General features: G+C 72.4%; 13 protein-coding genes. 12 read left to right on the forward strand and 1 reads right to left on the reverse strand.

Features of this window, described 5'->3' with window-relative positions; genetic code table 11:
• Positions 1-6 precede the first annotated feature (6 nt).
• A complete protein-coding gene (locus tag ACIQ9E_RS01950) occupies positions 7-762 on the forward strand; it encodes a type 1 glutamine amidotransferase (RefSeq protein ID WP_403700422.1) in 756 nt (251 codons plus the stop codon).
• A 77-nt stretch (positions 763-839) separates the two neighbouring features.
• Here ACIQ9E_RS01950 and ACIQ9E_RS01955 read toward each other — a convergent pair whose 3' ends face one another.
• On the reverse strand, positions 840-1,613 hold the full coding sequence (locus ACIQ9E_RS01955) for a DUF3152 domain-containing protein (RefSeq protein WP_403700424.1): 774 nt from the start codon (positions 1,611-1,613) through the stop codon (positions 840-842).
• Between the two features lie 399 nt (positions 1,614-2,012).
• On the opposite strand from ACIQ9E_RS01955, the gene ACIQ9E_RS01960 reads away from it, so the two are divergent.
• The 11 genes from ACIQ9E_RS01960 (at position 2,013) to ACIQ9E_RS02010 (ending at position 15,048) form a co-directional block, all read left to right on the forward strand.
• Complete coding sequence (locus tag ACIQ9E_RS01960) at positions 2,013-2,669, forward strand: response regulator transcription factor (RefSeq protein ID WP_403700427.1); 657 nt, start codon at positions 2,013-2,015, stop codon at positions 2,667-2,669.
• Entirely contained in the window at positions 2,666-4,048 is a 1,383-nt protein-coding gene (locus ACIQ9E_RS01965) for a sensor histidine kinase (RefSeq protein ID WP_403700429.1), read from the forward strand. The genes ACIQ9E_RS01960 and ACIQ9E_RS01965 overlap by 4 nt, the downstream gene beginning before the upstream one ends.
• Positions 4,049-4,431: 383 nt before the next feature.
• Positions 4,432-5,793 (forward strand): cytochrome P450, encoded by a 1,362-nt coding sequence (locus ACIQ9E_RS01970; protein ID WP_403700432.1) that lies wholly within the window; start codon positions 4,432-4,434, stop codon positions 5,791-5,793.
• Positions 5,790-7,235, forward strand: a complete 1,446-nt coding sequence (locus ACIQ9E_RS01975; protein ID WP_403700435.1) for a hypothetical protein — start codon at positions 5,790-5,792, stop codon at positions 7,233-7,235. Before ACIQ9E_RS01970 ends, ACIQ9E_RS01975 begins: the two co-directional genes overlap by 4 nt.
• Before the next feature lie 174 nt (positions 7,236-7,409).
• Positions 7,410-9,284: a serine/threonine-protein kinase gene (locus ACIQ9E_RS01980; protein WP_403700438.1), complete on the forward strand. Its 1,875-nt coding sequence runs from the start codon at positions 7,410-7,412 to the stop codon at positions 9,282-9,284.
• Between the two features lie 354 nt (positions 9,285-9,638).
• Positions 9,639-10,058 carry a hypothetical protein gene (locus tag ACIQ9E_RS01985; protein ID WP_403700441.1) on the forward strand — a complete coding sequence of 140 codons (420 nt, stop codon included), beginning with the start codon at positions 9,639-9,641 and terminating at the stop codon, positions 10,056-10,058.
• A 225-nt stretch (positions 10,059-10,283) separates the two neighbouring features.
• A complete protein-coding gene (locus ACIQ9E_RS01990; protein WP_403700443.1) occupies positions 10,284-10,853 on the forward strand; it encodes a methyltransferase family protein in 570 nt (189 codons plus the stop codon).
• A gap of 384 nt (positions 10,854-11,237) precedes the next feature.
• Positions 11,238-12,293, forward strand: coding sequence for a helix-turn-helix domain-containing protein (locus ACIQ9E_RS01995; RefSeq protein ID WP_403700446.1), 1,056 nt, complete (start codon positions 11,238-11,240; stop codon positions 12,291-12,293).
• Positions 12,294-12,654: 361 nt separating this feature from the next.
• A complete protein-coding gene (locus tag ACIQ9E_RS02000; protein WP_403700449.1) occupies positions 12,655-13,836 on the forward strand; it encodes an ATP-binding protein in 1,182 nt (393 codons plus the stop codon).
• Positions 13,833-14,672 carry a roadblock/LC7 domain-containing protein gene (locus tag ACIQ9E_RS02005; protein WP_403700452.1) on the forward strand — a complete coding sequence of 280 codons (840 nt, stop codon included), beginning with the start codon at positions 13,833-13,835 and terminating at the stop codon, positions 14,670-14,672. Before ACIQ9E_RS02000 ends, ACIQ9E_RS02005 begins: the two co-directional genes overlap by 4 nt.
• Entirely contained in the window at positions 14,665-15,048 is a 384-nt protein-coding gene (locus ACIQ9E_RS02010; RefSeq protein WP_006345705.1) for a DUF742 domain-containing protein, read from the forward strand. Before ACIQ9E_RS02005 ends, ACIQ9E_RS02010 begins: the two co-directional genes overlap by 8 nt.
• Positions 15,049-15,050 lie beyond the last annotated feature (2 nt).

Below are 15,050 nucleotides of genomic sequence, written 5' to 3' on the forward strand. Positions count from 1 at the left end.
ACGACTGTGACTACATCCCAGGTGGCCCCCCGGATCCTGGTGATCCAGCACGAGGACGGCACCGGTCCCGGCCTGGTGGGTGAGGAGTTGGCGGCGGCCGGGCTCGCGCTGCACCTGGTCCACCCCTGGGACGGGGACGAGGTGCCCGCGTCCCTCGACGGCTGTGCGGGACTGCTCGTGCTGGGCGGCGCGGCCAACGCGGATGACGAGGAGGCCTTGCCCTGGCTGCCCGCCGTGCGGGTCCTCGTCCGCGAGGCCGTCGACTCCTCGGTACCGCTGCTCGGGATATGCCTCGGCGGCCAGATCATGGCCTCCGCGCTCGGCGGCTCGGTCCGGGTCCGGGACCGGGGCCCCGAGGTGGGGGCGGTGCCGTTGCGCCGGCTGCCCGCGGCCGACGGGGACCCGCTCTTCGGCTCCGTACCCGACGGGGCACGGGCCGCCCAGTGGCACTGGGACGAGATCGGCGCCCTGCCCCCGGGCGCCGTTCCGCTGCTGACCGGTGACGACTGCCTCCACCAGGCCTTCAGGGTCGGTTCGCGGGCCTGGGGAGTGCAGTTCCACCCCGAGGTGCTCGGTGATGCGGTCGCGGACTGGTCGCTCTCGGACGGCCCGGCCGTCGCGCGGGCGGGCGGTGACCCCGGTGCGGCCGTCGCCTCGGTCCGGGCTGCGGAGCCGGAACTCCGCGCGGTGTGGGCGCGGACGGCCGGATCCTGGGCGGACCTGGTGCTCGGCGCCGCCCCCGGGGCCCGGCGGGATCTCTGAGGCCCGCGGGCCCGAGCCGGCCGTCCGGCCTCGCGGCCGAACACGGTGCTCCGGCAGCCCCGGGCGGGCGCCGCCCCTCAGGGTTCCGGCGGTCCGTCGATCAGCCTGCCCCCGGCGTCGTACACCCAGGGGTTGGCCGTACACCCCTTCAACCCCTTTATCTGCTGCATCATCGCCGGGGCCGGGCGGCCCCGGCCCGGACAGCCCCGGTGGCCCCGGCCCAGGACATGGCCGGCCTCGTGGTTGATGATCAGGGCGTGGTAGTCGGCCGGCCGGCCGCGGTACTGGGGGCTCAGCTCTATCCACCGGCGGACGTTGACCACCAGATGCGGGGCGCCTGCGCAGTTGACCTGCCCCCTGGTCTTCAGACCCCACTGGCCGCAGAGGCGGTCGGTGGTGCCGGGGGAGACGATATGGATCAGCATGTCGTACGGGGGTGATCCGACCCGCTGGAAGGAGGCGGCGCCCTGCCGGGTCCAGCCCCGGGGGTCGCGGAGGATGCCGTCGATCTCGGCGGCGACTTCGTCGACGTCCAGTCCGGTGCCGTGCTCCAGCTTCACCCCGTAGCGGACGAGCCGCCCCTTGGTGCCGGCCCGGGGCCCGGTGCCCTTGGCCCAGGTGTACGTACCGGGCCCGTCGACCGCGTAGCGGACCCGCTGGGGCGGCCGGTCGTCGCCGCGGGGGCGCGGTCCGCCCGAGGCGGTGGCGGTGGCGCGGGGCGGGGGAGCGGACGCGGTGCGCATGGGGCCGTCGTCCGCCGCCGGGGATGCCGCCCGGTCCTCCTCCGGGTCCGGCAGCAGGGCGAGACCGGCCCAGCCCACCGCGGCCGTACAGACGATCAACAGCAGCAACCGGAGCGCCGTCGCGGCGGCCGAGCGGCGGCCTCGCCGGGCCCGCCGGCCGCCCCGGGGTGCCGTCCGGTGCGAGCGGCGGCGGCCCCCGGGTCGGGAAGCGGTCGTGAGCCGGCGGTCAGCCATGGGAGTTCAGCCTTCGTCGGGGACGTTCGGAGCGGGCCGGATCCGTCCGTACGGCGCCCGCCGGACCGCTGCGACCCCGGGGCGGTGTCCGGTGCGGCGGGAGCGCCGCTGCGCCGCTCTCCGGTCGGGGTACGGCGCCGGGCGGCGGTCACGGCCCGCGCACAGTCCACGCGAAGAAGCGTGCGATCACGGTGAGCGTATCCGCTCACCTGCTTTTCACATCGGGCGCGGATACTTGATCCGGACCAACGCGGTGAGGAACGGTGGAAACGCATGAGGGTGCTGGTGGTCGAGGACGAGGAGTTGCTCGCCGGGGCGATGGCCGAGGGGCTGCGCGACGAGGGGCTGGCGGTCGACGTCGTCCACGACGGGGAGGCGGCACTGGAGAACCTGGCGGTGTACACGTACGACGTGATGGTGCTCGACCGGGATCTCCCGCTGGTCCACGGTGACGAGGTGCTCCGCCGTACCGTCGCGTCCGGTGCGGAGGTACGGGTGCTGATGCTGACGGTCTCCACCACCGTCGCCGAACGGGTCGCGGGACTCGGACTGGGCGCGGACGACTATCTGACCAAACCGTTCGCGTTCGCCGAACTCGTCGCCCGGATCCGGGCGCTGGGCCGCCGCTCGCGGCCCGCCGTACCGCCCGTACTGGAGCGGGCCGGCATCAGACTCGACCCGCATCTGCGGCAGACCACCCGCGACGGCCGGTACATCGCGCTGTCCCGCAAGGAGTTCGCGGTGCTGGAGGAGCTGCTCCGCGCCGGCGGAGCGCCCGTTTCGGCGGAGGCGCTGCTCGAACGCGCCTGGGACCAGAACGTGGATCCGTTCACCACCGTCGTCCGGGTCACCATGCGCTCGCTGCGGCGCAAGCTCGGCGGCGATCCCGTCATCGAGACGCTGACCGGCGTCGGTTACCGCATCCGGTGATCCTGCGCGCGCTCGGCGGCAGCCTGCGGGTCCGGCTGACGGTCGTCTTCGGTCTGATGTTCTTCGTCGCGGGCGCGGCGATCTTCGGCGGGGCGCTGATCCTGGTGGGGAACAGCATGCAGTACACCCTCTCGCTGCCGTTCCCCACCGCGGAGCGGACGTCCGGCCCTTCCGTATCGCAGACACCGCCGGGATCCGGCCCGGCGGACGGCCGGGTCTTCGGCCCCCTCCCCGCGTCGCCGCCCGAGGTCCCGCCCCCGCCCACCGTGCTGCCGACGGACCCGCCGACGCACCCGCCGACAGATCTGCCGACGGGCCTGCCGAGCGAGAAGCTCGTCGGGGGCTTCGCCGTGCCGGCCGACGGCCGCCCGGAGTACGAGGGCATCACCATCGACCCGGCGTCACGGGACCACGTCCTCGCCACCATGCGGACCAATCTCATGGCCAAGGGCGGGCTGACGGTGGTCGTCGTCGGGGTGATCGCCACCACCATGGGCTGGCTGGTGGCCGGACGGCTGCTGCGCCCGCTCAACCGGATCACCTCCACCGCGGAGCGGATCGCGGGCCGCACCCTGCACCAGCGCATCGGCCTCGACGAACCGCCCGGTGAGGTGAAACGGCTCGCGGACTCCTTCGACAGCATGCTGGACCGGCTGGACCAGGCCTTCGCCGGGCAGGACCGGTTCATCGCCAACGCCGCCCATGAACTCAAGACCCCGCTGGCGGTGGGCCGGACCCTGGTGGAGGTTGCGGTGGCCCGGCGCAACGCGCCCCCCGAGGTGCGGCAGCTCGGGGAGAACCTCCTCGCGGTCAACGAGCGCCACGAGCGGCTGATCGACGCGCTGCTCACCCTGGCCCGCGCGGAGAGCGCCCCCGCCGAGAGCCACCCCGTCGACCTGGCGGCGGTCGCCGGATCCGTCCTCACCCATACGGCCGCCGACGCGCAGCGACGCCGGCTGCGGGTGCAGCGGATCCTGGCGCCCGCGCCCGCCCTGGGCGATCCGGTGCTCCTCGAACAACTCGTCCGCAACCTGGTGGACAACGCCGTCAAGTACAACGTGCCGGACGGGGTGCTGACCGTGCACACCGGGACCGGGCCGCTCGGCGCGTACCTCGCGGTCGGCAATACCGGTGCCGTGATCGAAGCCCATGAGATCCCGGTGCTGTTCGAGCCGTTCCGGAGGCTGACCGACCGGGTCGGTTCGGCGCGCGGCAGCGGGCTCGGGCTCTCCATCGTGCGGGCGGTGGCCCGTGCCCACCAGGGCGACACCACCGCCGAACCCAGGGCCGGAGGCGGACTGACCGTGACCGCGACCCTGCCCCTGCCGAAGGGCGCGCACCGCAGTGCGGCCGCGGCAACTGCGCGTCCCCGGAGGTGAGCTGACCCGGGGGCGGCCGTGGTGAACAGCGCGGCCGCCCCCGGCTCCGGCGGTCCGGCCGGCCACGGTCCGGCTGCGGCAACGTGCCTTCGGATGGACCCCGGCATCACCCCGCACGGCCGGAGTGGCACATGGCACTTCGGGTGGACGTGGTGTTTAGATCCGTATGCGTATTTTGCGCACCTCGCCCGTACGCCCGCTTCGTCCCCGGCGTCACTGCGTCAGGTTGAAAGCGGTCCGGACGAAGGAGTCCGGGCCGGTAGCGGGCCGGCGGGCGGCGAACCCGCTCAGGTGCGAGGGCGTAGGTACGCACGACGAATCCGGCTTTTATCACGACCAGGCGACAGGTGTGTCCTGCCGTCTCCGCAGTAAGGGTTCTTCACGTGAGCACGACAATTGTTGCGTCCGAGCGCCGTTCCTACCGCCTCGGCCGGGCGCCGGGCGGTGTCCCCCTGCTGGGCAATGCCCTCCAGCTCTTCCGTACCCCCCTCGACTATCTGCCCGGACTGCGCCACGAGGGGGACCTCGTCCGGCTGAAGATCGGCACCAGTACGGCGTATCTGGCCTGTACCCACGACGTCGTCCAGGAAGTGCTGCACCGTCCCCGGACGTTCGACAAGGGCGGCGAGTTCATCGACACGATGAAACTGCTGCTCGGTGACGGTGTCGGCACCTGCCCAGCCGCCAAGCACCGGCGGCAGCGGCGCTTTATCCAGCCCGCGTTCCAGCGCGACCGGCTCGACGACTACTGCAGGCTGATGCAGGACGAGGTCACCGCTCTGGCCGGCTCCTGGCGGCCGGGCGCCGTCATCGACGCCGGTACGGAAATGAGCAGGCTCACCACCCGGGTCACCGCCCGCATGATGTTCTCCGCCGATATCGCAGCCGACGCCGTCACCGCAGTGCAGCGCAACTTCCCCGTCGTCTGGAAGGGCGTCTACCGGCGGATGATCATCCCGCTGCCGCTGCTCCACGCCCTGCCCACCCCGGCCAATATCCGGTTCACCAGGGCCCTTCGGCGCCTCGACGACGTCATCATCCGGATGCTCGACACCTACCGCCGTGACACCGCCGACCGCGACGATCTGCTGACCGTCCTGCTCAACGCCCGCGACGAACGCGGCATCGGACTGACCGACACCGAGATCCACGACGAGCTGATGACCGTGCTCGCGGCCGGAGTCGAAACCCCCGCCTCCGGTCTCACCTGGGCCTTCCATCTGCTGGCCGAGAACCCCGATGTGGAACGGAAGCTGCTCGCCGAGGTCGACGCCGTCCTCGGCGGCCGCCCGGCCCGCGCCACGGATCTGACCGCACTCCCTTACACCCAGCGGGTCGTCGCCGAGGCGCTCCGTCTCTATCCGCCGGTCTGGTTCATCACCCGGCGGGCCGTCACCGACACCCAGCTGGCCGGACACCCCGTACCCGCCGGCTCCAGCATCCTGTTCAGCCCGTACGCACTCCACCGGGACCCGGCCGTCTTCCGCGAGCCGGAACGCTTCGACCCGGACCGCTGGCTGCCCGAGAACGCGTGCGAACTGCCGCGCAACGCCACCATCACCTTCGGCGGCGGCAGCCGCAAGTGTCTCGGCGACGTCCTGGCCAACCAGGAGGTCACCCTCGCCCTCGCCTCCATCACGGCCGCCTGGCGGCTGCGCCCGCTGCCCGGCCACCGGATCCGCCCGGTGGCCAAGGCCGAACTGACCACCGGTCCGCTGCCCATGACGACGGAGGCCCGCTCATGACCCCCACCCTCGCCGCGGCGGGCGGTCCCCGCCCGCTGCACCCCGCTTACGCCCCCCACCCGCCGTACGCCGCCGGCCACTTCCGGGATCCGGACACCCCGCCGGTCCTCGCCTTCCAGCCGGCCCACCACCTCCCCGGCGAACACCCCGCCGACTGTCCCGCCGCGCCCGCGCACCCCGATCCGGGCAGCGACCCCACCCGGGTCGCCGACCCCGCCACCGGCGCCCTCCTCGACCTCTGGCCCGGCCCCGACCACCCCCTGCTCGCCCTCCAGCCCCATGTCTCCCCCTGGCTGGAGCATCTGGAAGCCTCCGTTATGGTCTGGGCCGACGCCTACGACCTCCTCGACAGCCCGGCCGCCCGCGACCGGCTGGCCCGCAGTCATCTCGGTGCCCTGATCGCCCGCTCCTACCCCGCCATGGGCCTGCACCGCGCCGATGCCGTCGCGGGCTGGTTCACCTGGGCGTTCGTCATCGACGACTGCCACGACCGGCAGCCCGAGGGCCAGATCGACTACGACTCGTCCGCCTTCCGCATGCTCCGGCTGCTGACCCCCGACGCCACCCTGCCCGCCACCACCACCGCCAGCAGGCTCGACGCGATACTGGCCCGGGTCTGGCACGACCTGGCCCGCGACCGGAGCGCGGCCTGGCGAATGCGCTTCACCCTCCATATGACTCACTTCCTGGCCGCGTTCAAGTACGAGTCCCTCAACCGCCGCCACCACCACACCCCCGGGCTCCTCGGCTACACGCAGCTGCGCCGTGCCTCCGGCGGGATCACCCCCTCCCTCGATCTGCTGGAGGTCGCGTCCGACCGGGAGATCCCCCCGCTGCTCCATGAAACCGACCAGTTCCAGACCATGTTCAGATGCGCCTCCGATGTCGTGGTCTGGGTCAACGACATCGTCTCCCTCCGCAAGGAACTCGTCGCGGGCGAGACCACGAACGGCGTGCTCGTCCTCGCCCGGGAGCGCGGCGGCGGCCTCCAGGACGCGATCGACGCCGTCTACGGCCGGGTGGGCGGCTGGGTCGCGGAATTCCGGCAGGCGCGCGAGGAACTGCGGGCGCTCTCCGGGCAGTGGCTCGGCCTCACCCGCGGCGAACGGCACGCCGTCGAGTCGTACGCGGACGGAATGGAGGCCTGGATGCGCGGCAACCTCGACTGGTCCTTCTCCTCCGACCGCTACCGGCGGGCCGACGGTGTACGGCTGACCAGCGACACCGATCTGGTACGGGGCGGGGCACCGGGCCACCTGGACGGTACGGCCACCGGATCCGCCCGGCCGTACGCGTCCGCCCACGGCCAGCAGCGGCCGGGACACGCCTATGGCCACGGGTTGCCGAACGGGCCCGGCCACGGCCCCCACCAGGCCCCGGCACACGGTTCGGGCCGGCCCTGGTACGAGCCCGTCCGCCGGGACCACGTCGAGGCGTCATGACCGCGGGGCCGCCCCGGGCCGGGGCCGGGGCGTAGCGCCGTCCACCGGGAGGGCGTCGCGGATCGGTCCGGCGCACCCCGCCGGCCCGTGCTTCGGCTCGTTTCGCCCCCCGGCCGGATCCCGGGATCCGGATCCGGTGCCGGGATGTCGGAGCGTTCTCGTATGCTCCCGGCCATGAGCGGCGGAAACGGCAGCGACAGCGGCGCCGACAACGGCATAGGGACCGGTACGGGCAGCGGTACCGGGACCGGTGGGGGCGGCGGGGCCGGGGAGGAGACCCGGCCGGCTCCGGCGGGCCACGAGCGCGTCGTCGACGGGCGGTTCGCCCTGGAGGCGCGTCTCGGCGGCGGCGGAATGGGCACGGTCTGGCGCGCCCGGGATCTGGTACTGGACCGGGCGGTGGCGCTGAAGGAAGTGCGCCCGCCGGATCCGGGGCTCGCCGAGTACGACCCGGAGGCGGCCCGGCTGCTGCGGGCCCGGGTGCTGCGGGAGGCCCGGGCCCTGGCCCGGGTCGACCACCCCAATGTGGTCACCATCCACCATGTGGTGGACGGCGGCGGCGATACCTACCCCTGGCTGGTGATGGAGCTGGTCACCGGCGGCTCGCTGGCCGATCTGCTGGCCCGCGGGCCGCTGGACCCGGCAGCGGCCGCCCGGCTCGGCCGCGAGATCCTCGCCGCGCTCGGTGCCGCCCATGCGGCGGGCATCCAGCACCGGGACGTGAAACCCGCCAACGTCCTGCTGCGGCCGGACGGACGGCCCGTGCTCACGGACTTCGGCATCGCCGCGATCCGCGAGTCGACGGTGCTCACGGCGACCGGCTCCATCATCGGCACCCCCGACTACATGGCCCCCGAGCGGATCACCGGCGAGTCCGGCGGCCCGGCGTCCGATCTCTGGTCGCTGGCGATGATGCTGTACGTCGCCGTCGAGGGCCGCCATCCGCTGCGCCGGGCCACCACGCTCGCGACGCTCGCCGCCGTACTGAACGAACCGTTGCCGCCGCCGCTCCGGGCCGGCCGGCTCACCGCCGTACTGAACGCGGTCCTCGTCAAGGATCCGGCGGCCCGGCCCCCGTTCGCTGCGCTGGAACGGATGCTCGCCGAGGTCGCGCGGGATGCGGGTGGCGGGGCAGGTGCGGCCGAGGTCCCGGCGGGCCCGCCCGCCGCCGTACCGTCCGCCGCGAACGGCGCTCCTGGACCGGCGACTTCCGCCGTGGACGGTGCGCCGGGAACCGTACCGCCGGACGGCACCGGGGAGTCCGCCGCGACCTCCTATCCGCTGGCACCACCCACCCCGGTCCCGGTGCCCGGTCCGGGAGCCGAGCCGGTGACGGTGCTGGGCGATATCGCCCCGGTGCCGCCGCGGTCCGCGCTCCGGATCCGGCTGGCGATCGGTGCCGTGCTCCTTTCCGCGGCGGTGACGGCGACCGTCGTGACGGACGCCCTGCCCGACTGGAACACCGTGGAGAGGAAGGTCACCGGGGCGGACCCGGGCCCCTCCGGGGCGCCGGGCTCCGCGTCCCCCGGTACGGGGACGGGCGGCACGGGCACCGGACCCGGCGCGGGCCGGAGCACGAAGAGCCCCGGGAGCCGGAACGTCCTTACCCCCGAAGGCATCCGGAAGGCCGTCGCGGCGCTGACCGCGAAGACCGGTTCCAACCGGGTGTTCGGCGCCACCGTCTATCCGGAGTACGTGTTCTTCCGGGCCGCGGTCAAGGGCAGCGACACCCGTTACGAGTCCTACAGCTACTACCCGGACCGCGGTCTGGAGACCGGCATCATCCGCGGGAGCATCTTCGGCGGCGACCGCCCCGTCGAACTGAGCCGCTACGACTGGGACGTCGTACCGGCCCTGCTGCGGACGGCGGAGAAGGATCTGAAGGTGAAGAACCCGAACTCCCGCTATCTGATCGTGCGACCGCCGAACACGACGTTCGACACCCCGGCCGGACTGAGCGTCTACCTGACCAACGAGTACGGCGAGACGGGCTATCTGTTCGCGGACGTCAAGGGCAAGGTGGTGTCGAAGCACCAGCCGCTCGGCTGATCCGTACCGGACTTCGCCGTACCGGTGTCCGTGACCGGTTTCCGGCCGGGGGACGACCGTACCGGCGCCGGTGCTCCCGTGTCGGCCGGTGCGGGAGCGGCGGACGGGGCGAGCGGCCCCCGGCCCGTCCGCCGGGGCCGGGACACCCCGAATCCCTTGCGTCGCATTCATAGGATTGTCGGGGTCCATGGATTCACTGGGCCGGGGAATTCCTCGAACGTCTGCACATGAATTCCCGGGTGCTCGAAAAGGGGAATCGCTGGCCGACTTCGCCCTTCATTGCGGTGCCGCTCTCCGGTCAGCATGGGGACGTCCGGTTGCGGTGGAAACGCCACCGGTCGGACGGGGGACAGCATGAAAATCCGCACGATGCTGGGAGCTGTGGTTCTGACGCTGGGCACGGTCCTGGCCGCGACCCCGGCCGCGGGAGCGACGGACACCGTCGCCCGGGACGGCCGGCCGGTGGTCGGGAACCGGGGCGAGTTCACGGTGGAACGCTCGTTCACGACCTGGGCGACGCAGGTGAACGTCCGGCACAACAACGCCGACTACGCCCGCTGCAACAACTCGCCGTCGGTCGCCAACTGTCCGAACATCCGCGGCACGGTCAACCCGGGGCAGTCGTTCGAGGCCTGGTGCCAGAAGCGGGGCAGCCAGACGGTCGGCGGCAATCCGTACTGGGTGTACATCATCCGGCCCGATTTCAGCGGCTGGATGGCGAGCTACTACGTCGACTATCCGGACGATGTGCTCCCGGACACGCCGTTCTGCTGATATCCGCGGTGCCGTAACGGCCTGAGGTCCTCTCGGATTTCGCCCCGAGAGGACCTTTCGGCATTCCCGGCCGGATGCCCGCGGACGGTCGGTGCAGTGTCCGCTCTCCGGCAATCCGGCGGCCGTTCCTTCCGGGTGCGGAGCCGGGCGCGGACCGGGTATCCGGCCGGAGCCCGCCGCCGTGTCGGAAGGGCCGCCGGCGCCGGGCCTGAGATGCTGCGGCCCATGCGGCTGACCGACTTCCTCTCCATCGCGGGTGTGCTGCTGTGGGCCGGGTACGAACTGCTGCTGCGCAGCCGCGCCGACGCGGACTCCGCCACCTGGCGCGGCGGTACGGCCGATCGCGGCACCACCCGGCTGCTGCTGGCGGCCTACGCGGCCGCCGTCCTCGTCAATGCGGTACTCGGGGCCGTCGGGATCGGTGAACTGCCCGGGTGGCCGCGCTGGGCCGGGATCGCGATGATCGCCGCGGGCCTGGCGCTGCGGGCCTGGGGCATGCACACCCTCGGCGTCCACTACACCCGGACCCTGCGCACCACCGGCGGCCAGCGGCTGGTCACGGACGGGCCCTACCGCTACATCCGGCACCCGGGCTACTGCGGCAGCCTGCTGGTCTGGAGCGGCTACAGTCTCGGCCTCGGGAACGGGATCGCCTGGGGCGTGGTGACCGTCGGCCTCCTGTTCGTCTACGGCCGCCGGATCGCCGCCGAGGAGGAGATGCTGCTGGCGGCGTTCGGCGCCGAGTACGAGGAGTACCGGAGCCGTACACGCAGACTGGTGCCGTTCCTGTACTGATCCGCCGGGCGCCGTGCACGGCGGCGCGGCGCTCCCGGTCCCGGGCACCGAGCCCGGCCGTGCGGAACGCCCCCTCGAACAGCCCATGGGCGAATGCCTGGACCGGGCCCGCTTCCGGGCCGACCGGAACCTCACGACGCCCTGCCACCGTCCACCCCCGCCGTCTCCCGGCCGTGTTGACCGCCGAGTAGCGTACGCCGGGCCCGCCGCAGGTCAATAGGTGCCCCCGGCCAATGATCAGTCCGGGACCGGGCTGCTGAACAATGTCCGGTCTGATCTGCTCGGAGGTGCCGGGCGCCGCGCCGGGCGGATCCCGTGCCCGCGCGGGGCCCGCGCGCCGCCCGCTGATTCGATCCGGCCACGTGGAGAAGGAGGAGGGCTGTCATGTGGTCCTGGGTGTCCCTCGACACCGTCGCAACGGCGGACAAGGCCGAATGGTTCAACGACGTGATCAGCCGTACGGTCGCCCCGCACCGGATGGCGCTGGTGGATCCGGCGACCTTCCACGCCAGAACCGGGCTGCTGGAGCTGGGCCGGGTCTCCGTCGCGTACCACGACTTCGGGGCCCAGGAATCCTGGAGGACTCCGGAACACATCCGGTGCAGCGACCCCGGGCACTACTTCCTCGGTCTGATCACCGGGGGCGGGATGCACGTCCAGCAGGGCCGCAACCATGCCGGTCTCGGACCGGGCGACGGGGTCCTCTTCGACAGCTCCCACCCCTACAGCGCCGGAACCACCTCCCCCGGAGGGAGCGGGGTGCTGCTGCTGAGCATTCCGCGGACGGCGGTGGGTCTGCCCGAGGGCCGGCTGGACGCGCTGCTCGCCGGTGGTTTTGCCGCCCGGGACGGCATCGGCGCGATACTGCGGACCTTCCTCGGGTCCCTGCGGCACCATGCGCCCGACTGCTCCCCGGAGGGGCTGGCGGCACTGGAGCGCAGCGCGGTGGCCCTCGCATCGGCGCTGCTGGCGCAGCAGCTCGACCTGGGGGACTCGCTTCCGGCGGAGACCAAGGAGGAGGTGGCGCTCCGGCAGATCCACGCGTTCATCGAGCGCCATCTCGACGATCCGGACCTCACCCCGCGGACCGTAGCGGCCCGGCACCATCTGTCCCTCAGCGGCCTCTACGGTCTCTTCCGTACCCAGGACGAGGGTGTCGCGGCCCGGATCCGGCGGCTTCGACTCGAACGCTGCCGCGCCGAACTCGTCTCCACCCGCGGCCCCCTGCCGATCCACGCCATCGCCGCGCGCTGGGGATTCACCAGCAGTACGGCCTTCAGCCGGACCTTCAAGGCCGCCTACGGCATCAGCCCCCGTGCCTACCGTCAGCAGGCCCGGCAGTCGGCGGCGCCGCAGGGCGGGCCGGCCGCCCCCGTGGACGAGTCCGGGCCCCGGCGGCCCCCGCGCCGTCGTACCGCGGAACCCGGCGGGACGGTCTGACGCACCGTCCGCGCGGCCCGGCCGTCCGGCTCCCGGTGCCCGGCCGGTGTCGGGACGGCCGGGCTCGCGGCCCGGTACGCCCGGCCCCCGGAGCAGCCCTTCGCGCGGAGCGACTTGCCCGTATGGCCAGTGCTTGGCAGAGATTTTGCCGGACACGCCGCATTGATGGTAATCAGGGGGTAAAAGAGCAGGTCCCCGGGGGTGTGGTCACGGTGATAGCATGCCCGAATCCGCGATCATGAATCTCACAACTCGGGCCGAATGCTGCGTAGTTGACGCGGACGCCAGGCGGCCGGGTTGCGGACCCTCATAGAGGTGCTTCCGTCAATGTGTTCAGGTCATGCGTCGGGAAAGGTTTGTCGTGAATCAAGACGCACTTACGTGGTGCCTGGTCGCCGTGGCGGCGATAGCCGTTGCCGCGGTCGTGCTGCTCATCGGCCGCAACAGAGCCCTGGGAGTGAGAAAACGTGAGTCCGAGGCCGCCCTGGGCCGGCAGATACGGACGGCCGAGAGCCAGCTGGCGGTAGCCCAGGCAGAACTGCGACGGCTCCATGACGAGCACGACACGACGGTCCGGGAAGCCGAGGAGTCTTCCGAGGACAGTACCAAAGCGGTGCTGAAGGGCGCGGCGCGCTTTCTCCAGTCCCTCGCGGCGGAGCAGATGGCGCTGCTTGAGGAGGTTCAGCGGAAGTACGGTGGCCATTCCGTACTCGGCGATCTCCTCGAAGTGAACCACGCGAATGCCCAGATGGCCCGTAAGGCGCAGGGCATCGCCGTGATGTGCGGTGCGCCGATCGGCCGCCGCAGCCGGCCCGCCAGCGTGTACGACGTGGTGCGCAGCGCGCAGGGGCAGATCCGCAACTTCCGGCGGGTCGAGATCATGCAGCAGACCGGATTCGCCCTGAAGGCCTCGGCGGTATCGCCGGTCGCCCTCGCCGTCGCCGAACTCCTCGACAACGCGGCCAGCTTCTCGCAGAGCGACGCCCCGATTGAAGTGACGTTCCAGCACATCCAGAGCAACCTCTGCATCGTCATCGACGACGCGGGCGTCAGCATGAACGACGAGGAGCGGCAGAAGGCGACCGCGCTGCTGTCCGGGGACCTCCGCCCGCGCCTGTCGCACCTGGGCAACCAGCCCAAGTTCGGTTTCCCCGTGATCGGCCTGCTGGCCCGTCAGTACGGATTCAAGGTCGACGTCACCGGAATCTCCCGCTACGGCGGGGTCCGCGCCGTCGTCCTGCTCCCCGAGGAGCTGTGGACGGTGGAGGAGACGCCTCCGGTGACCGAGGCCCCCGTGATGGACATCCGGCAGGCCGAGGGCCGGGCCCAGAACGGCGGCCGCACCGTGCACGGGCTGCCCAAGCGCGGCGCCCGCAAGAAGCCGCTCGGGGACGCCGGCAGCCGCGACGCCGTCCGGCCCGCGGCCCGCAGCTCCGACGAGGCCGCCCGCGCCACCGGCCGCAGCCTGGGCGCCTTCCAGCGCGGCACGATCTCCGGCCGCACCCTCGACACCCCGGCGTTCGAAGGGGCGGAAGACACATGACCTCTGATCTGTCGTGGATGCTGGAGGACATCGTTCGCAACGTGCCCAAGGCGCGGCACGCCGTCCTGCTGTCGGCCGACGGTCTGCCCCGGGGGGCCACCGAAGGGCTGCCGGCGAAGGACGTACGCACCATCTCCGCGGCCATGGCGGGGATGCAGTCGCTCAGCCGGGCCATCGCCCACTTCGCGGGCGATGCCGACGACCGGCGGTGGAGCCAGACGATCATCGAGTTCTCCCATGGGTGGATCTTCCTGATCGGTGCCGGCCAGGGGGCCTATCTGGCCGCCGCCGCGGCGCCCGAGGTCGATATGCAGCAGATCTCGTTCCGGATGCACCGGCTCGTCGCCCGGCTCGGCGACAACCTCACCTCGCCGCCCCGGGTCGAAGCCGGCCGTGCGGGCGCCGGTGAGCCGCTCCGGGACCGGTCGACCGACGCCTTCCCCGGCGGATTCACGCTGACCGCCCTCGACGAGGCCGTCGCCGATGTGCACGGCGCCCGGCACGCCGTCCTGCTCGGCGCCGACGGACTGCCCCGCGGCGCGACCTCCGGCCTCGGCCGGGACCTGGCGGACACCATCTCCGCCGCGATGACCGGTATCAACGCCTACAGCCGCGTCACGGCCCCGTTCGCCGGAGATCTGCCGGAGGCCGAATGGCGGCAGACCGTCATCGAGTTCGAACACGGGTGGATCTTCCTGATCGCCGCCGGGAACGGCACCTTCCTCGCCGCGGCGGCCGACCGGGACGCCGATATCGAGGAGTTCAGCACCCGGCTGCACGCCGTGGCGCCACGGCTGAACGCCGAGCCGGTACGGACGGGGGGCGCCGATGCATGACGATCCGGAACACGAGCTGGAACTGACGTCCTCCCTGGTCCCCCTCTTCGTCATCACCAACGGCTGGAACCTGCCGCCGGACCACGAGTACGAACGCACCACCCTGATCTGCGCCCAGCCCGGCGCCGCGACCGCGGTGCGGACCCTGTCCCCGGAAGCGCGCATCGTGATGGACCTGGTAGCCGAGGGCTTCCTGTCCGTCGCCGAGGTGGCGGGCCATACGCATCTGCCGCTCGGCATCGTGCGCATCCTGCTGGCGCAGCTGGAGGACGACGGTCTCATCCTGGTGAGGCAGCCGGTCCCGAGCGCCGAACGTGTCGACAGAGAACTGCTCAGCGCCGTGCTCGATGGCCTGAAATCCCGATTCGGAGCGTGATA

Origin of the sequence: Streptomyces sp. NPDC094448, assembly GCF_044763775.1 — a bacterium.
Taxonomy (GTDB): Bacteria; Actinomycetota; Actinomycetes; order Streptomycetales; family Streptomycetaceae; genus Streptomyces.